This is a genomic window from Actinosynnema sp. NPDC023794 (assembly GCF_040639675.1).
GTDB classification, from domain to species: domain Bacteria; phylum Actinomycetota; class Actinomycetes; order Mycobacteriales; family Pseudonocardiaceae; genus Actinosynnema; species Actinosynnema luteola.
This window is the reverse complement of record NZ_JBFAFR010000058.1, coordinates 1-25,554: the sequence shown is the minus strand read 5'-3', so window position 1 is coordinate 25,554 and position 25,554 is coordinate 1. Positions and strand designations below refer to the sequence as shown.

At 68.5% G+C, this 25,554-nt stretch carries 19 protein-coding genes and 1 pseudogene; 10 read left to right on the top strand and 10 right to left on the bottom strand.

What is annotated here, in order from left to right:
- Positions 1–279 precede the first annotated feature (279 nt).
- Positions 280–1,029 carry a recombinase zinc beta ribbon domain-containing protein gene (locus tag AB0H12_RS43755; RefSeq protein WP_499632257.1) on the bottom strand — a complete coding sequence of 250 codons (750 nt, stop codon included), beginning with the start codon at positions 1,027–1,029 and terminating at the stop codon, positions 280–282.
- On the opposite strand from AB0H12_RS43755, the gene AB0H12_RS43750 reads away from it, so the two are divergent.
- The 3 genes from AB0H12_RS43750 to AB0H12_RS43740 all read left to right on the top strand — a co-directional run bounded on the left by AB0H12_RS43750 (position 952) and on the right by AB0H12_RS43740 (position 3,338).
- A complete protein-coding gene (locus AB0H12_RS43750; RefSeq protein WP_499632255.1) occupies positions 952–1,311 on the top strand; it encodes a hypothetical protein in 360 nt (119 codons plus the stop codon). The genes AB0H12_RS43755 and AB0H12_RS43750 overlap by 78 nt on opposite strands.
- 72 nt (positions 1,312–1,383) lie before the next feature.
- Positions 1,384–2,439, top strand: coding sequence for a PaaX family transcriptional regulator (locus AB0H12_RS43745; RefSeq protein WP_499632252.1), 1,056 nt, complete (start codon positions 1,384–1,386; stop codon positions 2,437–2,439).
- A 266-nt stretch (positions 2,440–2,705) separates the two neighbouring features.
- A complete protein-coding gene (locus AB0H12_RS43740) occupies positions 2,706–3,338 on the top strand; it encodes a cellulase family glycosylhydrolase (RefSeq protein WP_499632249.1) in 633 nt (210 codons plus the stop codon).
- A gap of 154 nt (positions 3,339–3,492) precedes the next feature.
- Here AB0H12_RS43740 and AB0H12_RS43735 read toward each other — a convergent pair whose 3' ends face one another.
- From AB0H12_RS43735 to AB0H12_RS43720, 4 genes are all read right to left on the bottom strand, one after another.
- Entirely contained in the window at positions 3,493–5,052 is a 1,560-nt protein-coding gene (locus AB0H12_RS43735; RefSeq protein ID WP_499632246.1) for an ABC transporter substrate-binding protein, read from the bottom strand.
- A gap of 462 nt (positions 5,053–5,514) precedes the next feature.
- Positions 5,515–7,509, bottom strand: coding sequence for a glycosyl hydrolase (locus AB0H12_RS43730; protein ID WP_499632243.1), 1,995 nt, complete (start codon positions 7,507–7,509; stop codon positions 5,515–5,517).
- Positions 7,506–8,600, bottom strand: a complete 1,095-nt coding sequence (locus tag AB0H12_RS43725) for a ricin-type beta-trefoil lectin domain protein (RefSeq protein WP_499632241.1) — start codon at positions 8,598–8,600, stop codon at positions 7,506–7,508. The genes AB0H12_RS43730 and AB0H12_RS43725 overlap by 4 nt, the downstream gene beginning before the upstream one ends.
- A 70-nt stretch (positions 8,601–8,670) precedes the next feature.
- Positions 8,671–10,083 carry a glycosyl hydrolase gene (locus AB0H12_RS43720; protein WP_499632238.1) on the bottom strand — a complete coding sequence of 471 codons (1,413 nt, stop codon included), beginning with the start codon at positions 10,081–10,083 and terminating at the stop codon, positions 8,671–8,673.
- A 185-nt stretch (positions 10,084–10,268) separates the two neighbouring features.
- Between AB0H12_RS43720 and AB0H12_RS43715 the strand changes: the two genes are divergently transcribed.
- The 6 genes and pseudogenes from AB0H12_RS43715 to AB0H12_RS43690 all read left to right on the top strand — a co-directional run.
- Positions 10,269–11,567, top strand: coding sequence for an extracellular catalytic domain type 1 short-chain-length polyhydroxyalkanoate depolymerase (locus tag AB0H12_RS43715; RefSeq protein WP_499632236.1), 1,299 nt, complete (start codon positions 10,269–10,271; stop codon positions 11,565–11,567).
- 660 nt (positions 11,568–12,227) lie between these two features.
- Positions 12,228–13,487, top strand: coding sequence for a poly(ethylene terephthalate) hydrolase family protein (locus AB0H12_RS43710; protein WP_499632233.1), 1,260 nt, complete (start codon positions 12,228–12,230; stop codon positions 13,485–13,487).
- Positions 13,488–13,695: 208 nt separating this feature from the next.
- The gene (locus AB0H12_RS43705) at positions 13,696–14,403 is read left to right on the top strand and encodes an SGNH/GDSL hydrolase family protein (RefSeq protein ID WP_499632230.1); all 708 of its coding nucleotides are present in this window, start codon (positions 13,696–13,698) and stop codon (positions 14,401–14,403) included.
- 211 nt (positions 14,404–14,614) lie between these two features.
- Entirely contained in the window at positions 14,615–15,769 is a 1,155-nt protein-coding gene (locus tag AB0H12_RS43700) for an ROK family protein (RefSeq protein WP_499632227.1), read from the top strand.
- A gap of 1,226 nt (positions 15,770–16,995) precedes the next feature.
- Positions 16,996–17,355: an IS3 family transposase gene (locus tag AB0H12_RS43695; protein ID WP_499632224.1), complete on the top strand. Its 360-nt coding sequence runs from the start codon at positions 16,996–16,998 to the stop codon at positions 17,353–17,355.
- Positions 17,356–17,571, top strand: a pseudogene (locus AB0H12_RS43690) (integrase core domain-containing protein); the annotation flags it as partial.
- Positions 17,572–17,621: 50 nt separating this feature from the next.
- Here the strand turns inward: AB0H12_RS43690 and AB0H12_RS43685 are convergent.
- From AB0H12_RS43685 to AB0H12_RS43675, 3 genes are all read right to left on the bottom strand, one after another.
- Positions 17,622–18,089, bottom strand: coding sequence for a hypothetical protein (locus AB0H12_RS43685; protein ID WP_499632260.1), 468 nt, complete (start codon positions 18,087–18,089; stop codon positions 17,622–17,624).
- A 364-nt stretch (positions 18,090–18,453) separates the two neighbouring features.
- Positions 18,454–21,147 carry an RICIN domain-containing protein gene (locus AB0H12_RS43680; protein ID WP_499632221.1) on the bottom strand — a complete coding sequence of 898 codons (2,694 nt, stop codon included), beginning with the start codon at positions 21,145–21,147 and terminating at the stop codon, positions 18,454–18,456.
- A gap of 366 nt (positions 21,148–21,513) precedes the next feature.
- Positions 21,514–21,714 carry a hypothetical protein gene (locus AB0H12_RS43675; RefSeq protein ID WP_499632218.1) on the bottom strand — a complete coding sequence of 67 codons (201 nt, stop codon included), beginning with the start codon at positions 21,712–21,714 and terminating at the stop codon, positions 21,514–21,516.
- A 797-nt stretch (positions 21,715–22,511) separates the two neighbouring features.
- On the opposite strand from AB0H12_RS43675, the gene AB0H12_RS43670 reads away from it, so the two are divergent.
- Positions 22,512–22,796 carry a hypothetical protein gene (locus AB0H12_RS43670; RefSeq protein WP_499632215.1) on the top strand — a complete coding sequence of 95 codons (285 nt, stop codon included), beginning with the start codon at positions 22,512–22,514 and terminating at the stop codon, positions 22,794–22,796.
- On the opposite strand, the gene AB0H12_RS43665 is transcribed toward AB0H12_RS43670, so the two are convergent.
- Positions 22,754–24,877, bottom strand: a complete 2,124-nt coding sequence (locus AB0H12_RS43665; protein WP_499632212.1) for a glycoside hydrolase family 36 protein — start codon at positions 24,875–24,877, stop codon at positions 22,754–22,756. The two genes, AB0H12_RS43670 and AB0H12_RS43665, sit on opposite strands and share 43 nt — an antisense overlap.
- Entirely contained in the window at positions 24,874–25,167 is a 294-nt protein-coding gene (locus tag AB0H12_RS43660) for a hypothetical protein (RefSeq protein ID WP_499632209.1), read from the bottom strand. Before AB0H12_RS43660 ends, AB0H12_RS43665 begins: the two co-directional genes overlap by 4 nt.
- Between the last annotated feature and the right edge of the window lie 387 nt (positions 25,168–25,554).

The window sequence follows — 25,554 nt, the reverse complement described above, 5'->3', positions numbered from 1 at the left end:
AGCAACCCGACATCCCCGTCACCCACCTGCTCGCCGAGACACGCGCCCTGGGCTACCCCGGCAGCGCCAACCTCCTGGTCCGCTACCCCAGACAAGGCCGCACCGAACCCACACGCGTCCCACCGTCCCCACGACGCCTGGTCACCTGACCGGCGAGCAAACCGGAGAACCTGCCCGGGGATCATCGCCGCCATCTCGACGACCTGATCACCAGCTGCCCGCCGATGACGACGCCCGCCCAACGGATCCCGCGTCACGCCGCCCGTAGCCAACTCGTGGTCAGGACGGTAGCCGCAGTCGCCCGCCGGACCGCCGCCGCAGGCCGGCACCGGGACACGCCCGGTCGGTTCGCTCACGCAGCTCGGCCCCCTGCCGTGAGCAGACGACGCCGATCCCCGCCGCCGCGAGCAACGCCGCGGCCCCATCGCCGGTCGAGGAAAGCGGCTGTCCCAGCTCATCCGCGAGCACAGCGATCCGCTCCAGCAGACGATCCTCCCGCCAGTACAGCAAAGCGGGCGCACCGGGCATCCTCAAACGAGCGCTGGTGTAGCCGTGGCGACAACGGTAGCCGGGACGGCCGTGCACCCAGTGCGAATCCATCCGCCGCCCGCACACCCCGCACACCACCAACCCCGCCAACAGATACCGCCGCTCACCGCCATCGCCGTTCGGACGTCGAGCGCGCACCTTCTGCACCTCGGTGAACTTTCGCATGCCCACCAACGGCGCGTGCGCGATGTCCAACGAGATCGCCCACTCCTCCGGCAGGTTCGGAAACTGGCCCGGCAGCCCGGTACGTAGGTCGACCTCGTCACGGTCATTGGCCATCCGGTTCCACACCTGCCGACCGGTATAGCGCGGATTCTCCAGGCTCGTGGCCACGGTCGGCGCACCCCACCCCTCCGCCGGGCGGTGCCGGTTGCGCCCAGGATCGAGGTGTGGACCAAGCCCATGGCCAACGGCTCGGTCGCGGTCGTCCTGCTCAACCGCAACTCCTCCCCTGCCACCGTCTCGGCCTCGGCGTCGCAGATCGGACTGGGCTCCGCGAGCAGCTACTCGCTGCGCGACCTGTGGGCGCACACCACCAGCACCACCGGCGGCACGATCAGCGCCTCCGTCCCGGCGCACGGCGCGGCGGTGTACGTGGTCAGCGGTGGCGGCGGCAACCCCGGCGGGTCGACCTTCGCCCTACGCGGCACGGCGTCCAACCGGTGCTTGGACATCGCCGGCGCCTCGTCGGCCATCGCATTGATACGATTCAATGCGATGCATGTCACTCACACTGGCCATAGCCATATGAAGTGTCAATAGTCGGGTCTCGATACGCCTAGGACCGCTACAGTCGACCTGGTCCTGCACGCCGACCTGCAACGGGAGCGCACCGTGGTAAGCCCGTTCGATGTCGAAGAGATCTTTCCCGACGTCGGCGCCGACTCGGTGCGGCTGCCGCGCCGGCAGAGCGGCAGCTCGCCCCAGGGCCTGGCGGTGACCCTGATCGCCGACTACACCCTGAGCCGTCGCGCGTGGCTGCCGACCGCGGCGATCGTGGCCCTGCTGGGCGAGTTCGGCATCACCGCCGGGGCGGCGCGGACCGCCATCAGCAGGCTGGCCCGCCGAGGCGTGCTGGAGGGCAGCAGGCAGGGCAGGCACAGCTCCTACCGCCTGACCGGGCCCGCCGCGGGCGACCTGTCCTTCGGCGGCGTGTCCATCGCGGGGTTCGCCGCCGGACCCGACTCCTGGGACGGGTCGTGGACGGCCTTCGTCTTCACCATGCCGAAGGAGGAGAAAACCCGGCGGAGCTCCCTGCGGGCACAACTGAGGTGGCGGGGATACGCGCCGCTCTACGACGGGGTCTGGGTGTCACCGCACCCGATGAAGGAACAGGATCACGCCGAGCTCGTCGCGGCGACGCCCGGCACCACGACCGCGTTCCGCGCGCGACACCTGCGCTTCGCCTCGGGCACGACACGTAACCCGATCGAAGCCTGGGACCTCGCGGCCATCGCAGAGCAGTACGAGAGGTTCATCCGACGCTGGATCCCGCTGCTGCCCCGCATCAAGGCCGACGGCATCACCGGACTGGACGCCGTCCGTGCCCGCACCGAGGTGATGGACACCTACCGCCGCTTCCCCGCCATCGACCCCCTGCTCCCCCTCGAACTCCTGCCGCCCGACTGGCCGCGCGCCCGCGCTCGGGACACGTTCGCCGCGGTGTACGACGGACTGGCCGAACCAGCCCAGGATCACGTGCGAGCCGTCGCCGCGCACGTGGACGACGGACCGCGCCCCGACATCCGCGCCCACACCATGGCCCAGATGGCCATCGGCGTCAGCAGTGCCGACCCCCACCCGGAAACGGTCGGCACCCGTGCTGAACTCGACTCGGTCGGAGATCTTGACGGTCTCGACGTTCGTCGCCGACGGCCTGCCAGGACTTGAGGCGGGTATTCGCGCAGGCCGCACCCGACGACGATCGCGCACCGGCACTGCGCGTATCCGGAAACAAGATCGTCATCGCGGACGTCAAGCCTTACCGGCTGCTCGGCGTGAGTCGCTCCGGCAGAACGTCAAGGACTACGTGAACCTGCTGGTGGCCGACGACATCACCGTGGTCCTGGACCTGCATCGGATCTGGGGCGCTACGCGACCGGGCCGGACTGGCACTGCAAGGACGGGCACGCGACGTCCAGAAGCCGGTGCCGGACGTGCGGTACGCCCCGCAGTTCTGGACCGCCGTCGCCACCGCGTTCAAGGGCTACGACGGCGTCGTCTTCGACCTGTTCAACGACCCGTACCCGGAGATGCCCGCCGACGGGAACAAGACCCTCGGTTGGCAGTGCCGGCGGGACAGGGGCACCTGCTCGGGCCTGCCGTACGAGACCGCCGGGATGCAGGACCTGGTCGATGCGGCGCGGACCACCGGCGTGACCAACGTGCTGATGCTCGGCGGCCTGGAGTGGGCCAACGACCTGCGGGCGTGGACGGCGCACATGCCCGCAGACCCGCTGAAACCATCGCCGCCTCCTGGCAACGCCTACCGCTTCAAGGCCTGGACCACCCAAACCTGCTGGGACAGCCAGACCTTGCCGCTCGCGGCGCGGGCACCCATCGCGCTCGGCGAGTTCGGCCAGGACAATTGGGGCTTCGACTACATGCAGCGGCTGGTGGCCGGGGCTGACGCGCACCGCTTGAGCTACCTCGCGCGGACCGGGAACCCGGGGGCTGCTGCACCACCGACGCCGTGCTCATCAAGGATTGGAAGAGCACTCCCGAGCCCGGTCTCGGCGAGGGCTTCAAGGCCCACCCGCTCAGCCAACGACCCCCACGTCACCCGCTAACAGGTCGGGCACCTCGGCACGTCGACAGGAATCGGTGTTCGTCCACAATCCCGTGACCGACGAGGCGTCAACAAGTGAGGTGGTGGCGTTGTCGTTCATGGCCACCACCTCGCTGCGCGACCTCATCGGTCCGCCTGTCGCCTCGCTCAGTCGATCACCGGCCGGTCGGCTTGAGCTTCATGATGATCTCGGAAGCGTCCGGGCGGCCCCAGAGGGCCGGGAACGCGTACAGGTCTTCCTTGGTGGGCCAGCCGGTGAACTTCTTCGCGTTGTACTCGCTGGTGGTGCCGCCGGTCAGGACCGGGATGTACGGGATCGACTCCTCGATCCTGGTCTGGATGGTGTCCAGGTGCGGCTGCCGGGCGGCGTCGTCCTCAGGGTCGATGCCCTTCAGCGCGGTGAGCGCGGCATCGACGTCCGGGTTGGAGAAGCGGGCGAAGTTCGGCTGCGCGATCTCACCGACCTTGGCCGTGTTCGAGCTGCTGAAGAAGTAGGACGCGTTGTAGAACGGGTCCGGCGCCGGGCCCTGGTAGATCGAGTCGATCAGCAGCTCGTAGTTGCCGCGGCCACGCGCGTCGGACCACTCGTTCCAGGAGACCTGCTGGGCGGTGACCTTGATGCCCACCTGCTGGAGCTGCTGGGTCAGCGTGTCCACGGCGGTGATGTAGTCGGTCCAGCCGGCGACGACCTTGAGCGTCAGGGCCAGCGGCTTGCCGTCCTTGGCGTAGATGCCGTCACCGCCCTTGGTGTAGCCGGCGGCCTCCAGCGTCTGCGTGGCCTTTGCCGTGTCCGGCTGCATCGGCGCGGTCTTCTCCTTGAGCTTGCCGGAGATCTGGTCCTTGTCCCGCTCCAGGAGCGCCGCGCCGGGGGAGATCTCGCTCGCGGTGTTCTCAAATGCGAGCGCGTTGATCTGCGTGCGGTTCATGCCGTAGTAGACGGCCTTGCGGACGGCCACGTCGGTCTGCGGGCCCTGGCAGCCCAAGGCGGCGTTCGAGCAGGTGAACAGGGCGACCTGGTTCATCGGGATGGTGACGGCCTTGTAGCCCGGGTAGTTCTCCTCGACGTTGGCGATGTCCGGGACCGGACCGGTCTGCCAGTCGATCTGGCCGGCCTTCAGCGCGTCGACGGTCGCCTGATTGCCCGACATCGAGGTGTAGCGGATCCTCTTGACCGCGGGTTCACCGGCCCAGTAGCCGGTGTTCGCCTTGAGCGTGAACGCCTGGGCCTTGAACTCCTCGAGCACGTACGGGCCGGTGCCGACCGGCTCCTTGACCGACTCGGTCGCCGGGGTGCCGAAGTCCTTCCACTTGTGCTCGGGGACGATGTAGATCCTGCCGAGCACCTGCGGACCGTCCATGTAGGACGGTTCGGAGAACTTGATCGTCACGTGGGCGTCGTCGACCGCGGTCGCCGTGCCCTTGTAGCCCGTGCCGTTGATGGCCTGGTTCTTGGTGATCATGTCGAGGGTGAAGGTGACGTCCTGCGCGGTGAACTGCTCGCCGTCGGTCCATTTCACGTCGTCCCGCAACTCGATGTCGAGCTGGGTGCCGTCGGCGTTCCACTTGAACGTCTTGCCCAGCCGCGGCCTGGGCTCGACGTCGCGGATGTTGTTGAAGAAGAACAGCGGCTCGAAGATCGTCCCTGCGCCCTCCAGCGAGGTCGGGGAGAACGGGTTGAAGTTCACCTGGAAGTCACCGGCCGGGCCAGGCAGCACCAGGGTGTCCCCGTTCGCGTCACCCTGTGCGCCCGATCCACCACATGCTGTCACCAGCAACGCGACCGCGGCTAATCCGGCCGCCGTGCACGTCCGTGAGAAGCGCTTTGCCGTCAGGAACATCATCGATTCCTCTCGTGGCCCGAGACCGGACGCGGTCCCGCGTAGAGGTGGATTGTTAAGTCAACGAAGAAACGAAGTCAACACCTCGGGGTCATTTACCGACCAAGTTGCTCACTCGACGCACTTCAGGCTCACGACTCTGGTTCGCAGCCAGGACGTGGGCGACCGTGTCGCACCCGCGCCACTGAAGCCGGGGTTGTGGTGACACTCGGTCAACACCGTCGACCCCGACACCGCCGGTTGCGCGCCTCGCCTCCGACGGCGTGACTGACCCGTGCGTCGAGCCGACCCACCGGTGCATGCGGGGCGGGGTGACGGTGCACCTCGCCACGCACCACTTCATCCTGCGCGGATGTGGTCCAGGACGAGGGAGCCCTTCGTCGTGACCGCGCCGTCTGCCTGGTTGACGAAGACGTTGAACTGCGAGAGGGTGCGCAGGTCGTCGGCGGTGATGCGGCGGTGGGCGTTGGCACTGTCCCACGGTGCCGGGCGCCAGTCGGCGAACGGGATAGTGACGACGCCTGCCGTGGTGCCGGCGAGTGACGGGTACGCCTCGTAGGCGACGCCACCGGCGTTGAGTTGGAGCACGAGCTTGTGGTTCGAGCCGTCCGGCCGCAGCCACAGCGCCAGTCCACCGTAGGCCGACCAGTCGCCTTCCAGGCGCTTGCCGATGCCGGTGTAGGTCTGGAAGGTGAAGTCGTAGTCGAACTTCAGCGCCTTGCCACCGTTGTCAGCAGCAAGCGAGATGGTGTTGGAACCGTAGGTGCTGTAGTCGGCGCGCAGCGCGGTGTCGTCGGGGTGGGCCTCGAAGTCGTCCACCACCCCCGGCGGCAGCGGCGGCTTCGCGCCCAGGATCACGGCGTTGGTCAGTTCCAGCGGTCGGGAGTGGCCGACGACCAGTGCGCGGACGGTCAACCGGGTCACCGTGTTGTTCAGGTTGTCCTGACCGATCCGCCAGGTGCCGGTGTGGTAGCCGGTGGCGCGGTCGTAGGTGAGCAGGTGTCGGGTCTTTGACGTGCCGACCGTGTAGTACACCAGCAGGGCCTTGGCGTTGTTCACCTTCACCCGGACCGTCGTGGTCGGCGTGACCACCCGTTCGCGATCGGTCGGGGAGACGATGTGCGCGGACGGCGCCTGGCGGACCGCTTTGGTCCGGCGGTCGTAGACGTGGTCGAGTTCGGCGGCGAACACCGAGTGCGGGTCGTCGTGGAAGGCGCGGAAGTCCGGTAGCAGCTCGTGCTCGGGCAGGTCGCCGGTCGCCGGGTACGGGACGAAGAACTGGTCGAGCCCGAAGTTGGTCCACGTCATCATGTACGCGGTGCGGCGGGCGTCCGGGTTTGCCTTGATGGCGTCGTGGACCTGTGTGTACCAGTGCAGGTTGCCGTTCTGCCCGTTGGGCTTGAGGGCTCCGCTGATGCCGTACTCGGTGGCGGCGGAGACCTTGCCCTTCTCGTCGGCGATCCGCGCGATCATGGCCAGGTCGGCGACCAGGCCGTCGAGCCACTGCTTCGACGCGTTGCTGCCGTCGTAGTTGTCGTAGCCCAACACGTCGACGTAGTCGTCGCCCGGGTAGGTTCGCATGTACACGTCGTCCGCGCCGCCGTACGAGCCGCCCGGCGAGTACGCATACAGGAAGTTGTGCACGTCCTTGGTGTCGCGCAGGTACTCCACGGTGTAGCGCCACAGCTCGACGTACTGCGAGGCCGACGCGTGGGCCGCGCCCCACCAGAACCAGCTGCCGCTGCTCTCGTGAAAGGGTCGGAAGATGACAGGGATGGGCCGGCCGCGGTCGTCGGTGATCGCGTGCGCGAGGCGGGCCACCCGGTCGAGGTAGTCTCGGAAGGCGGCGTTGTGGTCGCCGCCGGGCAGGATGCGGGCGACCACGTTGCCGTTCGTGTCGCCGTAGTTCCCGCCGGTGACGAAGTTGTTCATGTGGGCGCTGATCGTGTTGATGCCGCCGATGCGGTGCGCGGCCTTGACCAGCTGGACGTACTTGGCGAACTTCTCTTCCGGTGTGCCGGGTGAGGAGCCGTAGCCCTGGTCGCTCATGTCCCAGCCGAACACCGCCGGGTGGTCGCCGACACCCGCCGCCACGTCCGACAGCACGCCGTCCGCGACCGGGTACGTGACCCCGAACTCGGTGGTCTGCTGGTGCCCGAACAGCACACCCTGACCACGCTGGGCGCGCAGGTAGGCGAACAGCGAACGGGTTTCCGGGGTCGCTTCCTCATCGGACACCCGCACGTCGACGGGCCTGTCGCCGTGCCCGGAGGCCGTTACGGGCACGGCCACTGCCAATGCGGCGGTGACGACCAAGGTGATGAGACGTCTCATCGGCGGGTCCACTTCTGGTTGGCTTGTCCGTTGCAGTTCCAGGAGTTGACCTGTGTGCCGTTGGCGGTGCCCTGACCGTTGGCGTCCAGGCACAGGCCGGTCTGGGCGTGGCGGATCGAGCCGTCGGTTCCGTGGGTCCACTTCTGGTTCGCGGCGCCGTTGCAGTCCCAGATCTGGGCCTGTGTCCCGGCGGCGGAGTTGGACGGGAGGTCGAGGCACTTGCCGCCGTAGACCCGTAGTTCGGCCGCGCTCGTGAGCGTCCACCGCTGGTTCGCCTGGCTGTTGCAGTTCCAGAGTTGGGCCTTCGCACCGTTGGTCTGGCTCGCCCCGGTCACGTCCAGGCAGCGGCCGGACTGCTGCCCCACGTAGGTGTTGCCGGTCGGGACGGTGCCCGGAGTGAGCGCGGCGGCCAGCGCCGGGTACCAGCGCGCCTCCATCTTGCGGATGCCGCTGTCGTTGGGGTGCACTCCGTCGGACGTGTCGCTGGAGGTGGAGAAGCCGCTCCACTGGTCCACCACGGTGATCGGCGACTGCGACGTGGAGTTCGCCGTGGCCCAGCCGGGGATGGCGTTGTTCAGGGTGACCACGCGCTGGTAGCAGGCCGAGCAGTTGGAGGGGTTCATCGGCAGGATCTTGGCGACCAGGACCTTCATCGACGGGTTGCTCGCCCGCATCTGGCCGAGGAGCTTGGTGTAGGCGCTCAGGATCGTGCTCGCCGGGATGTTGCTCCACACGTCATTGGTGCCCAGATGCATCAGTACGACGTCGGGTCGGGTGGCCGACAGCCACCCCGGGAGCTGGTTCTGATCCGCGATCCGGGTCGCGAGGAACCCACCGTGGCCCTCGTTCTCGCCGTCGTAGGCGAACCCGCAGCCCGGCGCGGGCAGCGTGCCGACGAAGTCGATGTCGGTGTAGCCGGTGTTGCGCAGGTGCTGCCACAGCAGGGCTCTCCAGCAGCCGGGCGAGCCGGTGATGGAGTCGCCCAAGGCCATGATCCTCGTGGGTGCGGCGGCCGTGGCCTGCGGCACGATCAGGAACAACGCGGCCAGCACCGCGACGAGCACACTGCTCAAGGTCGAACGCGTCTTCATGTGACACCTTCCGGGCGCTGGTTACGGCGAACGCCGGGACCGCGTCGGCCCCGGCGTCCCCGCAGGATGGTTACTTGAGGTTGGGCAGCTCGTCACGGGTGACGACGTAGCTGTGGTTGTAGACCTTCTGCAGGTGGCTGACGCTGTTGCTGACGGTCAGGTGGTTGCCGTGCCAGGTGCCGAACAGCACCCAGCGGGTGCCGGTGGACTGCAGCCGGTCGGGGTCGGGGATGGGCCCGTTCTCGTGCAGCGCGATCGGCATCGACGAGCCGACGATGTTCCGCACGGCGTTGTACATGGCGTTCTGCGGGTCGTAGTTGCCATTGCCGGCGTAGGTGTCGGCGCCGCCGACGTCCACGACCGACTTGCCGGGGTAGAACGAGGACTGCGGTTGGCCGTTGTAGCCGTGCAGCCACACCAGGTTGTCCAGGCCCTTGGTGCGGGTGAAGTAGTTGAACATGAAGTTCCACAGCCGGTTGTACTGGCCGCCGCCCTCCTTGCTCCACCAGAACCAGGTGCCACCGGCCTCGTGGAACGGTCGCCAGATCACCGCCGCGCCCGCGTTCTCCAACTGCTGGAGCATGTTCGCCGCCTGGTCCAGGCGGTCGATGAACGAGCGGTACTCGGCCGTGCCCGGCGTCAGCACCGCGTTGATCGACACCGACATCTGGGTGCCCTCGTAGGTGTCGGGCTTGGTCGGCGCGCCCATGTGGTAGCCGATCATCGGGATGCCGCCGGCGTTCCACCAGGCGATGGCGCGCGGGGCGAGGTCCTTGGAGTCACCGAAGTCCAGGGCGCGGATCGCCGGGTACTTGCCGGTGTTGTTCCGGATGTAGTTGATCTCGTAGTCCGGGCCGCCGATCCAGGTCGACTCCTGCTGACCGGAGATGATGTGGTTGCCGTACTGCGACTGGACGTAGCACAGCAGCTTGCGGGCCTGGGTGCTCGCGTTGGGGTTGACCGGGTTGGTCGCGCACGGCTGCGGGCCGGGGCCCGGGTCCGTGCCGCCGACCCGGAACGCCTGGTTGGTCTGGCCGTTACAGTTCCAGGTGTTCACGGCGGTCCCGTTGGCGGTGGCCTGGTTGTAGACGTCCAGGCACAGTCCGGACTGTGTGGCGGTGATGCTGCCGTTCGAGTTCAGCCGGAACTTCTGGTTCGCGCCGCCGGTGCAGTCCCAGATCGTCAGGCGGGTGCCGGTGGCGGTGCTGCCGCCGGGCACGTTGAGGCACTTGGAGCCGTTGAACACGCGCAGTTCGCCCGACGAGGAGAACTCCCAGCCCTGGTTGGCCTGGCCGTTGCAGTCCCAGATCTGCAACTGAGCGCCGTTGGCGCTGGAGTTGCCCGTGACGTCCAGGCAGCGGCTTGACCCGACGCCCACCAGGGGAGCCGGGGCGGCCTGCGCCGGAGCGCTCATCAGCATCAGCGCCGGAGCGGTCAGCGCCAAGGCGAGCAGAGCTCTGCCCAGGCGTGGTAGAGCACGCATCTGATCTCCTTTGATCATCGCGGAAGAGCGGAGGCAGGAGCAGCCCCGAGATTGTTAGGTTTCCGACGAAACAAAGTCAAGGGTCCGAGCCGATCGAGACACCTCCCTTGACTTCGTTTCGTCGCGAACTTAACAATGTCGCATCACGGCATGACCGCGCTCATCGACGAGACAAGGCGGTTCGGATGGCACACGGCAGACCGAGGACGGCTGCGGCCCTCATCACTACCCTGCTCGCCTGCCTGGCGGCGCTGCTGGTCGCCCCTCCTGCCCAGGCGGCGTCGTTGCAGGAGGTCAGGGACTTCGGCTACAACCCCAGCGGCATCAAGATGTTCGTCTACGTGCCGGACAACGTGGCGGCCAAGCCCGCCGTGGTGGTGGGCGTGCACTGGTGCACCGGCACCGCGCAGGACTTCCACCGCGGCACGCAGTACGCCTCGCTGGCCGACCGGCACGGGTTCATCGTGATCTATCCCTCCGCCGTCAGCTCCGACCGCTGCTGGGACGTCCACTCCCGGGCGGTGCTCACCCACAACGGCGGCGGTGACGCCCAGGGCATCGTGTCGATGGTCAAGTACGTCCAGCAGCGCTACAACGGCGACCCGGCCCGCACGTTCGTCACCGGCCACTCGTCGGGCGGCATGATGACCAACGTCCTGCTGGGCTCCTACCCGGACGTGTTCCAGGCCGGCGCGTCGTTCGCCGGCGTGCCCTTCGGCTGCTTCGCCGGGACGAACTCGTGGAACACCGAGTGCGCCGAGGGCCGCATCAACAAGACCCCGCAGCAATGGGGCGACCTGGTGCGCGCCGCGTACCCCGGCTACAGCGGTCCTCGGCCCAGGGTGCAGCTGTGGCACGGCACCGAGGACGACGTGCTGCGCTTCGCCAACTTCGGCGAGGCGATCAGGCAGTGGACGAACGTGCACGGCGTGAGCACGACACCGACCTCCACCGAGTACAACACCCCGCGCAGCACCTGGACCCGCACCCGCTACGGCTCACGGGTCGAGGCCATCCGCGAGCAGGGACAGCCCCACAACCTCCAGATCCTCGCCGACGAGGTGATCCGCTTCTTCGGCATCGGCACGCAACCGCCCACCGGCGCCGCACTGGTCGGCGTGCAGTCCAACCGGTGCCTCGACGTCGTCTCCGCGAGCCGCACCAACGGCGCCGCGATCCAGCTGTGGGACTGCAACGGGGCCGCCAACCAGCAATGGGCCTCCACGACCGGCGGTGAGCTGCGGGTCTACGGCGACAAGTGCCTCGACGCCACCGGCCAGGGCACCACCGCGGGCACCACCGCCCAGATCTGGGACTGCAACGGCCAGGCCAACCAGAAGTGGACCATTCAATCCGACGGGTCCATCAAGGGCACGCAGTCGGGCCTGTGCCTGGACGCCTCCGGCCAGGGCACCGCGAACGGCACCCGGATCGCGCTCTGGACCTGCAACGGGCAGGCCAACCAGAGGTGGGTCCGGCGCTGAGGGCAGGGGGAACCGTCGAACCTCGCGGGCGGTTCCCCCCTCCTGCGGCCGTCGTCGAGAGTCGACCTGATCACCAAACGTTTCGACACCCGGCAGCGTCAAGGACTCCCTTGATCGCTGTCGTTGTCGTGCTTGAGAACGATCGCGGCGCACCGCTCACGTATCGAGACATTATTGACACTTCCAGTAGCCATGGCCAGACTGAGTGGCACATTTGGATTCCGCGGAAAGCCAGTGAGGCCACGAACAATGACGTTGACGGCCGGTGTCGGGTGTGGCGGATGTGTTCAGCGAGGGCGTCAGTCCCTGCGGCCCTGCCTGGCCGACCGGTGACGCGACCGTGACAGCCCGGTTCCCCCTCCCGTTCGGCAGTACCTCCGGTTAGTCCGTTCTCGGCCGCACCCATCCATTCCCTGCGGCCGGGCTGCCGACGTGTGCTTCGCCTGGGGGTCTGGCCGCGCCGCGCGAGGGTCGAAGGCCTTCATCACCTGTGTGGCAACAGGCCACGCACAAGCCCGTCCGCCGCATTCCGACAGGGAGTCGACCATGATAAGAAGTGGAAGCGCTTTCCAAGATCCGCTCGGGACCGTCCCCTCAGGACGGCCGGCAGGTCGGTCGTGGAGGTACGCCCTCGCGCTCCTCACGGCGACGGCCACGCTGGTGGCGTTGACGGTCGCGGGCGGCACGCAGCAGGCGACGGGTGCCGACAACCCCTACCAGCGGGGACCGGACCCGACACGGGCCAGTGTCTCGGCGAACCGGGGCACCTTCGCCACCGCGCAGGTCGGCGTGCCGGCGGGCAACGGTTTCGGCGGTGGGGTGATCTACTACCCGACGGACACGAGCCAGGGCAGGTTCGGTGCTATCGCCGTCGTGCCCGGCTACACCGCCACGTGGGCTGCCGAAGGCGCCTGGATGGGGCACTGGCTGGCGTCGTTCGGGTTCGTGGTGATCGGGATCGACACCAACAACCGCAACGACTGGGACAACGCCCGCGGCACGCAGTTGTTGGCGGCGCTGGACTACCTGACCCAGCGCAGTTCCGTGCGGGACCGGGTCGACGCGAGCCGCACGTCGGTGATGGGCCACTCGATGGGCGGCGGCGGGGCGGCGAACGCGTCCCTGCAACGGCCGACGCTCAAGACCGCGATCGGGCTCGCGCCCGCCAGCTTCTCGCAGAACCTGACCACCACGAAGGTTCCGACCATGCTGCTGGCCGGCCAGTACGACGGCACCGTCACCCCCGCCGGCGTCATGAACCTGTACAACGGGATCCCGGCCGGCGTCGAGAAGGCCTACCTCGAGCTCACCGGCGCCGGTCACGGCTTCCCCACCTCGAACAACCCCACGATGATGCGCACCGTCATCCCGTGGTTCAAGATCTTCGTGGACAGCGACACCCGCTACACCCAGTTCCTCTGCCCGCTGGCCGATTCCAACGGCATCAGGTCCTACCAGAGCACCTGTCCCCTGGTGCCCTCCACGCCGCCGACCAGCACCTCCACGACCACCACCACCACGACCACGGGCGCCCCGACCGGTAGTACTTACGTGGGGCAGCAGTCGGGTCGTTGCCTGGACGTGACGGGTCAGAGCCAGACCAACGGCACGAAGGCACAGCTGTGGGACTGCAACGGCCAGAGCAACCAGAAGTGGACGCTGACCAGCGCGGCCGAGTTGCGGGTCTACGGCGGCAAGTGCCTCGACCTGCCCTCGAACTCCGCCGCGGGCACACAGGCCCAGATCTGGGACTGCAACGGCGGCGCCAACCAGAAGTGGACCCACGGCACCGACGGCTCGATCCGCCACACCCAGACCGGCCTGTGCCTGGACGCCAACGGACAAGGCACAGCCAACGGCACCCAGGTCAACTCCTGGAACTGCAACGGCCAAACCAACCAGAAGTGGACCCGCCAGTAAGGCGGCACACCGAACCCATCGCCGGATGACAGCGGGCGCGGGGTGCGACCACACCTCGCGCCCGCTGTCACGGGCGAGCCACAGCCGTCCTGACCGATCAGCCACCTCCCCGCACACCGCCGCCCAGTTCGGGGCGCGCCGACCGCGTCCGCGCTCGCCGCGCCGGATTCCTGTCCACCAGGCCCCCATCAGCAGTGGAGGAAGTTCCATGGCCATGATGAAACGCGTACTGGTCGGCGCGGTCTCGCTGGGGGCGTTGCTCGCACCGTCCCTGCCCGCGGCCGCCGCTCCCGACGTCGTCGTCGCGGCGCCGGTCCGGGTGATGCCGTTGGGCGATTCGATCACCTACGGGGACGAGTCACCCGGCGGCTACCGCGTCGGCCTGTGGCAGAAGTTCACGGCCGGCGGCTACAGCGTCGACTTCGTCGGCTCGAGGACCGACGGGCCGAGCAGCCTGCCCGACCGCAACCACGAGGGCCACCCGGGCTGGACCATCTCCCAGGTCGACGCCAACATCACCACCTGGCTGCGCGCCTACACCCCCCAGACGATCCTGCTGCACATCGGCACCAACGACATGTGGCGCGACCCGCGCGGCGCGCCCAGCCGGTTGTCCACCCTGGTCGACCGCATCACCACCCGGGCACCCAACACGCGCGTGTTCGTGGCCACGATCATCCCGATCTCCGGGATGGACTCCACCGTGCGCGCTTTCAACGCGACGATCCCCCCGATGGTGAGCAGCAAAGCCAGTGCGGGCAAGAAGGTGTACCTGGTCGACCAGTACCGCGCGTTGACCACCGCCGACCTCGCAGACGGCGTGCACCCCAACGCCCGCGGCTACTACAAGATGGCCACCACCTGGTACAACACCCTGCTCGCGGTGCCGGGCAGCATCGGCAACGGAAGCGCCTGACCGGTCCGGAAACCCGCGCACCGGAGACAACTTGGTGAGGTAGGGGAATCCGGCTACGACGACCACCGGGCGCGGAATCCAAGCATCACCGTGAAACGTCCACAAAGCCGAATGGGAGGCATCGACGCCTCTCGGGACATGCAACCCGACCGGGCAACTGCTCGCCTTCGTCCGACCTGCCCCTCGGACTGGGCGGAAGGATGGCACCGGCATGGCGAGGTATGTTCGGGTGGTGTCCTTGGGGAGCCGCATCCGCACCGCATCGTCCTGGCCGCGCCTGTCCGAGGCGGAACGTGACGTGCTGCTGGATCTGCTCGTCCACGGCGCCAAGCCGCGCAGCGAACTCGCCGACCGGCTGCACCTGTCCCGCCCCACGCTGTCCCGCGTGACCAAGGCCCTGGTCACCCACGGGCTGCTGGTGGAGGGTGCCACGGAGCTACGCTCCGCCACCGGCAGGCCTTCGGAGATGCTGCACGTGCACGGCGCGTCCCACCGGTTCCTCGGGGTCAAGCTCACCACCGACCGGTTGTTCGCCGTGGTGACCGACCTGACCGCGACGGTCGTGGACTCGGTCGAGCAGCCGCTGCCCAGCCGCGACCCCCACGAGGTGATCGCCGCGATCACCGAGGTCTCGGCGCGGTTCCCCGGACTGACCGGACTGGGTGTGATCCTCGGCGGTGTCGTGCACGAGGGCCGGGTCGCCCAGGCCGGTTTCCTGGACTGGACCGACGTGCCGCTGGGTCCGCGGCTGACCGAGGCGACGGGCTTGCCCACCGCCGTGGACAACGACGTGCAGGCCCTCACCGCGGCCGAGCACTGGTTCGGCGCCGGCGCCGGGACGACGTCCATGGTGGTCATCACCATCGGCGCGGGGGTGGGTACGGGCCTGATCGTCGACGGCAAACTGGTCGAGGGCTCCCACGGTCTGCCGCCCCGGTTCAGCCACATCCTCGTCGACCCCGCCGGTCCGCACTGCGGCTACGGCCACCGGGGCTGCGCCTCCAGCTACCTCATGACGCACGTGATCCTCAGGCAGCTCGACGGCTCCCCGACCTACGACGAGGCAGTCGACCGGGTCCGCTCCGGGAACAAGCAGGCCACGGACGTGTTCGAACGCTCCGGCTACGCCCTCGGCGTGCTCGTCGGCACCGCGGCCAACTTCCTCGACCCGCAGAAAATCCTGCTCACCGGCGAGGGACTGCCGCTCTACGAGCTGACCGCGCCGTTGGTGCACGAGGGCATCGAGGACTCCTACGAGGACGATCCCGCGCTGATCGACTTGGACGTGCAGCCGTTCGACTTCGGTGAGTGGGCCCGGTCCGCAGCCGCCCTCGCCATCAGGAAGACGATCACCGAAGTGATCTGAGACAGGTGCGCGTCGCAGTGGAGTTGCCGGGCACGTCGAGGCACATGCCGATGTGGTACTGAACCGTCAGCCCGCCGAAGATGGTGCTGCCCATGTCCGGGGTGTCATCAGCCGCCGCTGCCGGTCAGGCGGTCAGGCTGTCAGTTCACCCGAGCCATGCTGTCCTTGTCGCCGACCAGCTTCGCCACGACACTACGCCTGCTCGTAGAGCAGCCCGCGTCCTTGCACTCACCACTCCCGTCGGAGAGCCCGAGCAACGGTCACGGGATCCGCAGCCCGGCGGCGGAATCGGCATCGTCCATGGCCGCCTTGGGCGCGACGTGGTGCCACCAAAGCCCTCGGGCTTACCACGCTGTGCACCCGTTGATGGTCGACGTGGAGGACCGGTCCCACCGTAGCGGAGCCGCGTGCGTATCGAGACCCGCCATTGACACTTCCTATAACCACCGCCAGCATATGTGACATATCTCCTGATTGAACCGTATCAACCCAGAGGACGACCGAGGAGGACAGCGTGTCAGCCGCACTTCATGTCCAGCTCGGTCGTGTTGGCCGTACGTACGGCAAGCCGGTCATCCCGGAGAGCGTGTCCCCCATGCCCTACGGCCAGCCACGACGCACCGTGAAACACGCCTGGCGTGGGGCCTGGGAGAGCCAGGCGGTCTTCGACCGGTACGGGTGTCCGCCGCCCCGCGTCCGCCGGATGCCGTGACGGACTCGTCCGACTCCCACCAGCTCGCGGTGCCTTCCAGCTGACCTCTCTTCGTCAACGTTGCCAGGAAGAGGTAGTGCTCCATGATCCGAATCCGGGTGTTCCGGGCGGATGCACTCGTCCGGCGAGCCACCGGCTCCGTTCGCGGCAGGGCGCGAGGGGTTGCCGTCGCGTTCACGGCTGCTCTCGGCGTCCTCGCATCCTGTGCCGCTTGAAAAGTCAATCGTCGCTGGTAGAGCAAAGGTGTCAGCGTGTTGGGAGCATGCCCGGGTGATCGTGTCCCTGCTGTACAAGGTGACCCGGAAGTTGCTGTCCGTGCCGTCGGTGGTGCTGCGCAGCGAGACGGCGAAGGACGCCGAACTGCTCGTGCTGCGGCACGAGAACGCCGTACTCCGCCGGCAACTCGCAGGTCGGGTCCGCTACGGGCCCGCCGATCGGTTCTGGTTCGCCGCCCTGTCCGGGTTGGTGGACCGTCGGCGGTGGCGGGAGGTCTTGAGCGGCCATCAAGACGCTCGTGCTGCGGCTCGCCAGAGAGAACCCACGGTGGGGTCACCGGCGGATACATGGCGAACTGACCCGACTCGGCCACCGCATCGCCCACTCGACGGTCTGGCGGATCCTGCACGAAGCGGGCGTCGACCCGGCGCCCCGCCGCGCCGGCCCGACCTGGCGGGAGTTCCTCACCACCCAGGCCCAGGGCACCATCGCGGCGGACTTCCTCCACCTCGACACCGTGCTCGGCAGGCGCCTGTACGCACTGGCCTTCCTCGAACACGGCACCAAGCGCCTGCACATCACCGACGTCACCTCTCACCCCACCCAGGAGTGGACGACGCAGCAGGCCAGAAACCTCGCCGCCGACCTCGGGCATTGAATGGAGTCCCTGCGCTTCCTGCTCCGCGATCGCGACGGCAAGTACGGCCAGACGTTCGACACGGTCTTCCAAGCCGACGATCTCCGCGTGATCAAGAGCGCGCCACAGGCGCCCCGGATGAACGCCCACTGCGAACGGGTCATCGGCACGCTCCGACGCGAAGTCCTCGACCACATCCTGATCCTGGGAGAGGCTCACGCACGGCAAGTCCTCGCAACCTACGAAGACCACTACAACCGACACCGGCCCACCAGGCCCGTGACCAACTACCCCCCGAAGTTCGGCGGCACCCCACCGCGGTACACGACCTCGACCCCCACAGACTGCACCGCACCCGCATCCTGGGCGGGCTCGTCAACGAGTACAGATACGCCGCTTGACCAGCAACGATGACCTTTCGAGCGGCACAGGGCACCCGACGCCAAGCTCAGGTACGCCACCCCGGCCACAGTGACCGGTGCGCAGATCCCATCCACCAGATCGAACAACGCATCCGCCCGCCGATCGAGACAGTCGTACACCTCGCCGCGGAACCGGCGAAGTTCACCCTGGTCACCACCGCCGACCTGCCCGACACCACGAACAACGGCCACCTGATCCTCCCGAGAAGATCCGCCTCTTCCTCCGAGAGCGAGCAGGTGGCCGCCTTCTGCCAGTCCATCAACCGAGCGACTGATCACCAACCGGACGTTGAACGCGAAGCTCAGAACCAACACGACGGCCGTAGCGCCCATCACCATGGACCGTCGAACGCTGCGGCCCCGAGCTGTGCGAACAAGCCATGTGGATCTCCTCATGGTTGTAGGAGCCGGCCGACGGTCGCGGAACCTCCATCAGCGTGGGGGTCCGTTGAGCCGTCATTGATCGAGCCCCTACGGGGGGCGCTGACGAGCGCCTACCGCTCGCGAGCGAGGCGGTTCGATGCGTTCACTGCGGTGGTCTGCCGGCCCGTACCGATGGGAGCGGAGACAAGGTGCTCGGTGGTGGTCGCTTGCCGATGTTCGGAGTTGACATGTCGCCGCTACCCCTGGCCGCAGGGCCGAGCGGCCAGGGGTAGCGGTCGACGCCGCTGCAGCAGACGAGAACCGGGTCGTCCGGTCAGGCCCGGATCAGTTGCCACTGCTGGTTGGCCCCGCCGTTGGCGGCCCACTGCACGACCTGCGCCCCGTCGCTCGTCGCCGCACCATAGACGTCCGCCACCAGTCCGCTGCCGCGGCTGACGATGGTGTAGTAGCCGTTGCCGGTGGACCGCAGATACCACATCTGGTTGGTGCCACCGTTGGCCGTCCACTGCTGCAGTTGCAGCCCGGCCGTGCTGCTGCCGCCGTTGACGTCGAGCACCTTTCCACTCGCGACGTACCGGAGGGTGTAGGAGCCGTCGGAGGTCGTGGCGACGGTCCAGGTGCCGGTGCCACTCTGCTGGACCACCTTGGCGCCGTCCGCCGTGGAGTTGCCCGCGACAGCGAGCGGCTTGCCGCTGTTGCGGTTGACGATGCGGTAGTTGCCCGGTGCGGGTCCGTCTCCGCCGCTTCCGCCGAGGTTGAAGTACTCCACCGCGTCGGTGAAGACCGGCCTACCGGACTTCGTGGTCGACAACTGCAGGTACACGCGGTTGCCGGTGGCCGGGGTGGTGAAGGACACCGGCTGGGTGACCCGCGAGCCGAGCGGGACGGTCAGGGTCGTGCTTCCGGACGCGACGACCGCCCCGTCCGGCGCGTCGAGCCGCGCCGTCCAGGTGAAGCCCACCGAAGTGTCGGCGAAGTCGTCGTTGAAGACGGTGATGTCGCGGGTGACCGTGGCGTTCCGGGCGTAGTTGGGCACGGCCTGCGGCAGGGGGAAGGTGCCGTTCGCGTCCGAGACGCCGGAGGCCGACCAGTAGGGGAGGTCGACCGCGGCCACCGGGTTGAACGCCGCCTGCACGCGCTGGAACTGCGGGTTGCTCCAGGGGTCCGGGAGGTTGTCCGCGCCGTAGACAGGGCGACCGCCCTCCTCCGGGACGAAGTCGCCGGTGCGCACGCCGGGGATGACGCTGGCCCAAGCTGACAGCAGCGTGTACGGACGCAGGTCGGTGGCACCCTTGCCGCGCTTGGCCAGGGTTGCCGTGGCGAACCACTCGAAGCCCTGCTTGGTGTTGCATGCCGGCCAGATGTACTCGCCCTCGCCGTCGGGCCGCCCATTCACGGTGATCAGGCCCTCCCCGTACCTGCCGAAGCCGTCGACGTAGTGCGGGATCACCGCGAAGTTGGCGTACGTCATCCCGGGATACAGGCTGACATTGTTGCCGACGCCCACCTCGACAATGATCGGCCGGGTTCCGTCGGCGCCGTTCATCGCCGCGTACAAGTCCTTCTCGAACTGTTCGGAATCCTGGCCGCTCTGGTTCGGCTCGTTGTTCTGACTCCAGCGGATGATCGCGGGGTGGTTGCGGTCGCGCAGGACCAGCGCACGGGCGTGGTTGATCATGTTGTTGCGCCCGACGGTCTCCCTCCACTCCTGCGAGGATTGGGAGCCACGAATCGCGACCTCGCCGATGATCATCAGGCCCATCTCGTCGGCGACGTCCAACATGTACGGGCTCGCGGGCTCCTGGTGGATGCGCACCACGTTGAAGTTCAGCCGCTGGTAGTTGTCCACCGCCTGGGGCCAGCCGCCGTTGCCGGGCGACGGGGGCAGGAAGCCGGGCAGGGTGTGGTACGCGTCGCCCTTGCCGCCGTTGTTGATCCGGTCGTAGTCGGCTCCCTGGAGGTTGTCGCCGCGGAAGTTCACGCGCACGCCGTTGAGGTAGTAGTAGTCACCGTTCTGGGTGGCCTCCCGGAACCCGAACCGGTACGTGGCGTCGGTGGTGCGCCCGTCATCGGTGGCGGCGTGCACCGTCAGCCGGTGCAGCTGCGCCCGGTACCCCGGCCGGTACGGCACGTTGGGCCACCAGTACGAGGTGCTGTCGAGGTTCCACGCGACCGGCCCGACGGTCACGGTCACGGTCGAGCCGGCCGCCACGGTCACCGTACGGCTGGGCAGTTCCGGGTAGCTGAAAGCCGTTCCGTTGGTGGACGACAGCGACCCGGTCAACGTGACCGACCGGGAACTGCCCGACGTGTTACGCACCGACACGTCGTAGCTCAACGTCTTGTTCGCCACCGACGTACGCACGAATGTGTCGCTGACGTACACCGCCGGGTACACCCGCAGGAACGCGGACCCGAAGATCCCCTGCGGGATCGCCTCGGACCACGTGGCGGCGTCGGGCACCAGGTACCGGCCGTTGGACGCCTTCAGCGCTCCGCGGCCCTTCACGTTCACCGTGATCGTGTGGGTGGTGCCAGGCGCCGCGTATGCGCTGATGTCGAAGTTCGACGGGGTGAACGCCGTCGTCTGGGTGGCGACCACGCGGCCGTCGACCGACAGCGTCGCCTGGTGATTGACCGCCCCGAACTCGATCCACGTCGACTGCGGCTGACCCGAGTCGGGCACGGTGATGGTGCGCGAGTACACCGCCTCGTTCACGTCGGTGAAGCCCTGCTTGTACCAGCCGCCGCCGGGCACGGTGATCGAGGTCGCCCCCCGGCCCGCTGGTGTGAAGCTCCACGTCCCGGCCAGGTCGACCGAGGCGATCGCGGCGGCGCCGGCAGCCGCGGCCGCGGCAGCTGCGGCCGTGACGGCCGGCTGTCCTGCGGCGGCCGGCTGTCCTGCGGCGGCGGGTTGTACCGTGCCGATGGCCGCGAGGAGCGTTACGCCGGCCAGCGCTGCGCGGGCGAAGCGCTGGAATAGCATGGGAGGGCTGTTCTGACGCATCAAGAAACCCCTTTCGCGGGTGTCGCGTCTACGGGGATACACCGATCATCGGACCCATCGTCGCTACCGCCGGGGCCGCCAAATGAAGAGGTCCACTATGGACTCATCTACCGGCTTCATGCCCGCGGAGCAGAGCATCGGTCGGTAAGCAAACGTGGTTCCAGCCGAACGTGGTCTGCTGGCTGCATATCAGCACCAACGCGCCGGACGGACACGGCGGCGAGCACGCGCGACAACCTTGGCACGGTGACCCCTTAGGAGCTGGGAGCGTTCCCGGGAACAGACTGTAACGGAGCCCTCACGAGTTGAAAAGCGGCCGACCGTTGCGACCAGTGCTAATTATTTGAGCAGAAAGTATTGAGCTGCCTACATGATGGCGTAGCAGACGTGCAGGGCCTGGACGTAGCCGCGGACGATGTGCGGTTGGCGTTGGCGGCGGTGCAGGAAGCGTCGGGTCCCGTGGGCGAGGCGGTCGACGTTGTCGGCGAGGGAGACGTCGACGTTGCATCTGAGGTCGGCGTTGAGCAACTCGTCCGGGTTGAGCTCCGGACAGCTCGACCCGGCCACCGCCCGAACTCGTTCCGCGCGCGGCGCCGGGGCAGCCTGGACCGACCGCCGTACCTGTTGCGCAGCATCGCCGACCACGACCACGTCGATCACCTGGGCCTGGCACCGACAGTCCGCACCACCGGTGTCAGACCGACCGAAGGCGACCAAGACCCACCGGCCGGACCCACCGAGCCAGCGGATATCCGAGGCCGTCGAACACGTGCTCGCGCACAACGGAGGCACGTCCGGTGGCACCGCACTACCGCGGTGCGCGGCGAACACGGCCACCGAGGCCGCAGCGGGCCGCGTCCAAGCGGTGGTCGAAGCAGCCTCCCGTCGACCACCAGAGCACCGGCACACCGGCGTGGACCGAACGTGCACCGAACGGGGGTACGGGCACTCCAACCACGCCCATCCCCCATGCCACGACCCACCCGTCAGCAACAACAGACCGCCCGGCACCGCACTGCGCGGTTTGTGGAGTCGGCTGTCGACCGGGTTTCTGACCTGATCGGCATCGCCGCCTGTGGTGACGGGTTCACAGGCGGCCAGGTGCAAGGCGCGGCCGATCCTGGTGATCAGTCCGCGGCCACGCGATCACCATCGGACTCGACCCCGACAGCCCGAACCGGATCGACAACCGCCACCAAGTGTTCATCCCCGCAGGCTCCCGCGACCTAACCGGCATCCGCACCGGCGACACCGTCGCACTACTCGCCGCACCACAACGACAACTGCTGATGTCGCCCGCTGACGGTGTGGCGGCGCGGAGCACGGGTGCGGCAGGTGCGGGTGCCGGACGTGGTGCGGCGGGCATGGCCGGCATGGCACCGATGGGTGGCGCGGGTGTGGGTCGAGGCCAAGGTGACGAGGACGCGGAGCACCAGACGCCGTCGTACCTGCTCGAACCCGATCCGGATCAGGTGTTCGGCACCGACGAGGTGACCGCGCCTCCGGTGATCGGCGATTGGAGCCAGTGCGACCCGGGGCCGACGACGGCCCGTGCCCGGCGGCAGTGCGGGCCGCCGAGCTGGTCGAACCGAGGCTGCCCCGACTCCTACAGCCGCACGACGACCGCGGACGGGCTCGCACCGCTGTGAGTGGCACGCAGCACCCCTCGTGCCGCGTCCCACTCGAAGGCCCACTCGGGTGACGTCACCGGGAACACCGGGGACACCGTGACGTCCTGCCCGCGCAAGTGCGACACAGGCAGGTCGACCGCGGCGGACGCGTCCGGTAGCCGCCAGAGCGTCAGGTAGCTGTTCGACACCGCACGCAGTCCTTGCGCCACCCACGGTCCGGTGCAGTTGGTCAAACCCAACGGCCAGAACGGAACCGACGTGGCGATCTCCGGCCGAAGTCCCTTGTGGACGGACACGGCCGAGCGGACCAGGGCGAGCTGCGCGGCGTCCATCAGGTCCACCCGACCGGCCAGGTACAGCCGACCCAGCACACCGGTGGCCAACGTGAACGCCGCCTCGGAAGGCGACATCCCCGGCTGCGCGTAAGCCCAGTTGCCCGCCTGCTCCGGCAGCACCGAGGCGGGCGCCGCCGCGGCGATCGGCGGGTACAGCAACGGGTCCTGCTGGTCCGAAGTGGACTGGATGTGCAGACGGGACATCATCGCGTAGTCCATCCGCATCGCACCCGAAGCGCAGTTCTCCAGCAACAGTCCCGGATGCCGCGCCAACAACGCGTCCAGCCACGCCAGGTGCGCCCGGTTGTGGCCCAACAGTCCCTCACCCGGCGCCACGCCACCGACATCGGTCCCCGCACCGGGCGTGATGTTGTAGTCCAGCTTGATGTACCCGATGCCGAACTCGCTGACCAGCCGGTCCACGACCTCGTCCACGTGCTTGACCGCGTCCGGGTGCCGGAAGTCCAGGTGGAACCGACCGTGCTCGCCCACCCGCGCACCCTGACGCCGGAAGAACGCGTCGTCCGGCAACGACCGGGCCAACGACGACCGCACGCCGACGACCTCCGGCTCCAGCCAGATGCCGGGCACCATCCCGCGCTCCCGGATCCGGTCCGCGACCGCACCGAACCCGCCCGGGAACCGGGTCCGCGACGGACGCCACTCGCCGACGCTGTCCCACCACTTGCCGTCCTCGTCGTACCACCCCGCGTCCACGCAGAAGTAGTCCGCGCCGACCTCGGCCGCCGCGTCGATCAGCGGCAGCAGCTTCTCCGTGGTCGGATCGCCCATCAGGGTGTTCATGTAGTCGTTGAGGACCACCGGCAGCTCGGGCGACCGACGGTTGCGCAACGTCGCCCGCCGCTGCCGCGTCAACGCGCCGAACGCCTCGTCCGCACCGCCGGGCACCACCGCCACCGACACCGGCACGGTGGTGAAGCCGTGCCCGGCCGACACCACGCGTGACCACTCGTGCTCGGCGTCCGTCGGCCCCAGCACCGCCACGTAGGCGCCGGTGACGGTCTCGCCGACCTCCCAGTGCCACGCGCCGTTGTGCTCGACCTGCCAGGCCATCGCCCAGCTGTCGTCCCGCGCCACCAGCACCCCGGTGGGCAAGTGCTCACCGGTCGACCACGAACTGCGCGACGTCAACGCGAACCGGCTGCGTGACGCGTGGTGGTGCACGGTCGGGTCCATCGACACCAGACCGGCCTCGCGCAACGGCGTGCGGTGCCAGCGTGACTCGGCGACCCAGCCCGAGTCGGCGTGCACCAGGTCCACCTCGTCCACCGAACGACCGGAGTCGACCGGGAAAGGCCCGGTCGACAACGACGTCACGGCCTGGAGGCAGACCTGCTCCGGGCCCTCGACCTCCACCACGGTCCACGTCCGCACCGCAGGCACGCCGGCGACACCCTGGAAGACCGAGGACACCACCAGCCCGCTCACCGGGTCGTGCTGCACCACCCGCAGCTCGTCCACCGACGCCACGTGCGAGCGGTACCGCAGTCGGGCGCCGATCGCGGTGTCCGCGTAGCGGTGGCTGCCGGGGAACCGGCCGTGGCCGAGGGCCTGCACCTCGACCAGCGGCACGCCGATGCCGTCCACCGGCCCGCCGGGCCGCAACGAGACCAGGCTCACCGGCCGGTCGGTGTCGTGCGCGAACACCAGCCGGATCGCGCCGGTCGACCAGGGCGAAGGCGCGGACGTGGCCGAGGGCGGCGTCCAGCTCGGGGCAGGCGGCCCGGATCTGTTTGAGTTCAAGGGCATCGTGCGGGTCGGGGTCGGTCATGATCCAGACGGTGATCCGGCGTGGTTTGGGGACGGGTTTGGGAGGGTGGTGCGGTGGTGCCCTTGCGCAGTTGCCGGATGTAACGGCCGACGGTGGCGGCGCTGCCGGTGTAGCCCCGGGCGCGGATCTCGCGGTAGAGCTGTAAGGCGTTGTGGCGGCCCTCGGCGTAGCGCTGGTAGAGGTAGGGTTTGCGCAGGTCCAGCAGGGTGGTGCGGTTGACGGCCGGGGCCGGCAGTTTCGTCCAGACCGCCGGCGCGGGCATAACGGCGGACGGTGTGGTAGCCGAGGTTCAGGTCGCGGCTGATCCGCTTGAGCGAACGGTGTTTCTCCGCCAACTCCCGGACCTGGGCGTATCGGGCGGTGGTGCGGGCCACAGGGCCCGCTCCCGGCCGTTGACGTCCCGGTGGCCGTCCGGCGGCTCGGGCTCAGTCGCGGACTCGCCCCGGTTGCCGGGCAGGTCGGCTTAGACCGGATCTCATTTGGGGTTGTTGTGTGTCAGCAGGTTCAGCTTGTCGGCTCGGCGGTAGCAGATCACCGCGCAGGCCAGTTGGGCGAATGCCGTGAAGTGGGCGGCCTTGCGTTCGTAGCGGCGGGCCAGCCGTCGGAACCGGGAAACCCATTCCAGGGTGCGTTCGATGACGTACCTGTG

Excerpts from the sequence above, each read along its gene's own strand:
- AB0H12_RS43750 (WP_499632255.1), top strand. The coding sequence starts at position 952 with ATGGCCAACGGCTCGGTCGCGGTCGTCCTGCTCAACCGCAACTCCTCC.
- AB0H12_RS43660 (WP_499632209.1), bottom strand. The coding sequence starts at position 25,167 with ATGCCCGCGCCGGCGGTCTGGACGAAACTGCCGGCCCCGGCCGTCAAC.
- AB0H12_RS43705 (WP_499632230.1), top strand. The coding sequence starts at position 13,696 with ATGGCCATGATGAAACGCGTACTGGTCGGCGCGGTCTCGCTGGGGGCG.
- AB0H12_RS43670 (WP_499632215.1), top strand. The coding sequence starts at position 22,512 with ATGGCCGGCATGGCACCGATGGGTGGCGCGGGTGTGGGTCGAGGCCAA.
- AB0H12_RS43680 (WP_499632221.1), bottom strand. The coding sequence starts at position 21,147 with ATGCGTCAGAACAGCCCTCCCATGCTATTCCAGCGCTTCGCCCGCGCA.
- AB0H12_RS43725 (WP_499632241.1), bottom strand. The coding sequence starts at position 8,600 with ATGAAGACGCGTTCGACCTTGAGCAGTGTGCTCGTCGCGGTGCTGGCC.
- AB0H12_RS43715 (WP_499632236.1), top strand. The coding sequence starts at position 10,269 with ATGGCACACGGCAGACCGAGGACGGCTGCGGCCCTCATCACTACCCTG.
- AB0H12_RS43685 (WP_499632260.1), bottom strand. The coding sequence starts at position 18,089 with ATGGGCGCTACGGCCGTCGTGTTGGTTCTGAGCTTCGCGTTCAACGTC.
- AB0H12_RS43700 (WP_499632227.1), top strand. The coding sequence starts at position 14,615 with ATGGCGAGGTATGTTCGGGTGGTGTCCTTGGGGAGCCGCATCCGCACC.
- AB0H12_RS43730 (WP_499632243.1), bottom strand. The coding sequence starts at position 7,509 with ATGAGACGTCTCATCACCTTGGTCGTCACCGCCGCATTGGCAGTGGCC.
- AB0H12_RS43720 (WP_499632238.1), bottom strand. The coding sequence starts at position 10,083 with ATGCGTGCTCTACCACGCCTGGGCAGAGCTCTGCTCGCCTTGGCGCTG.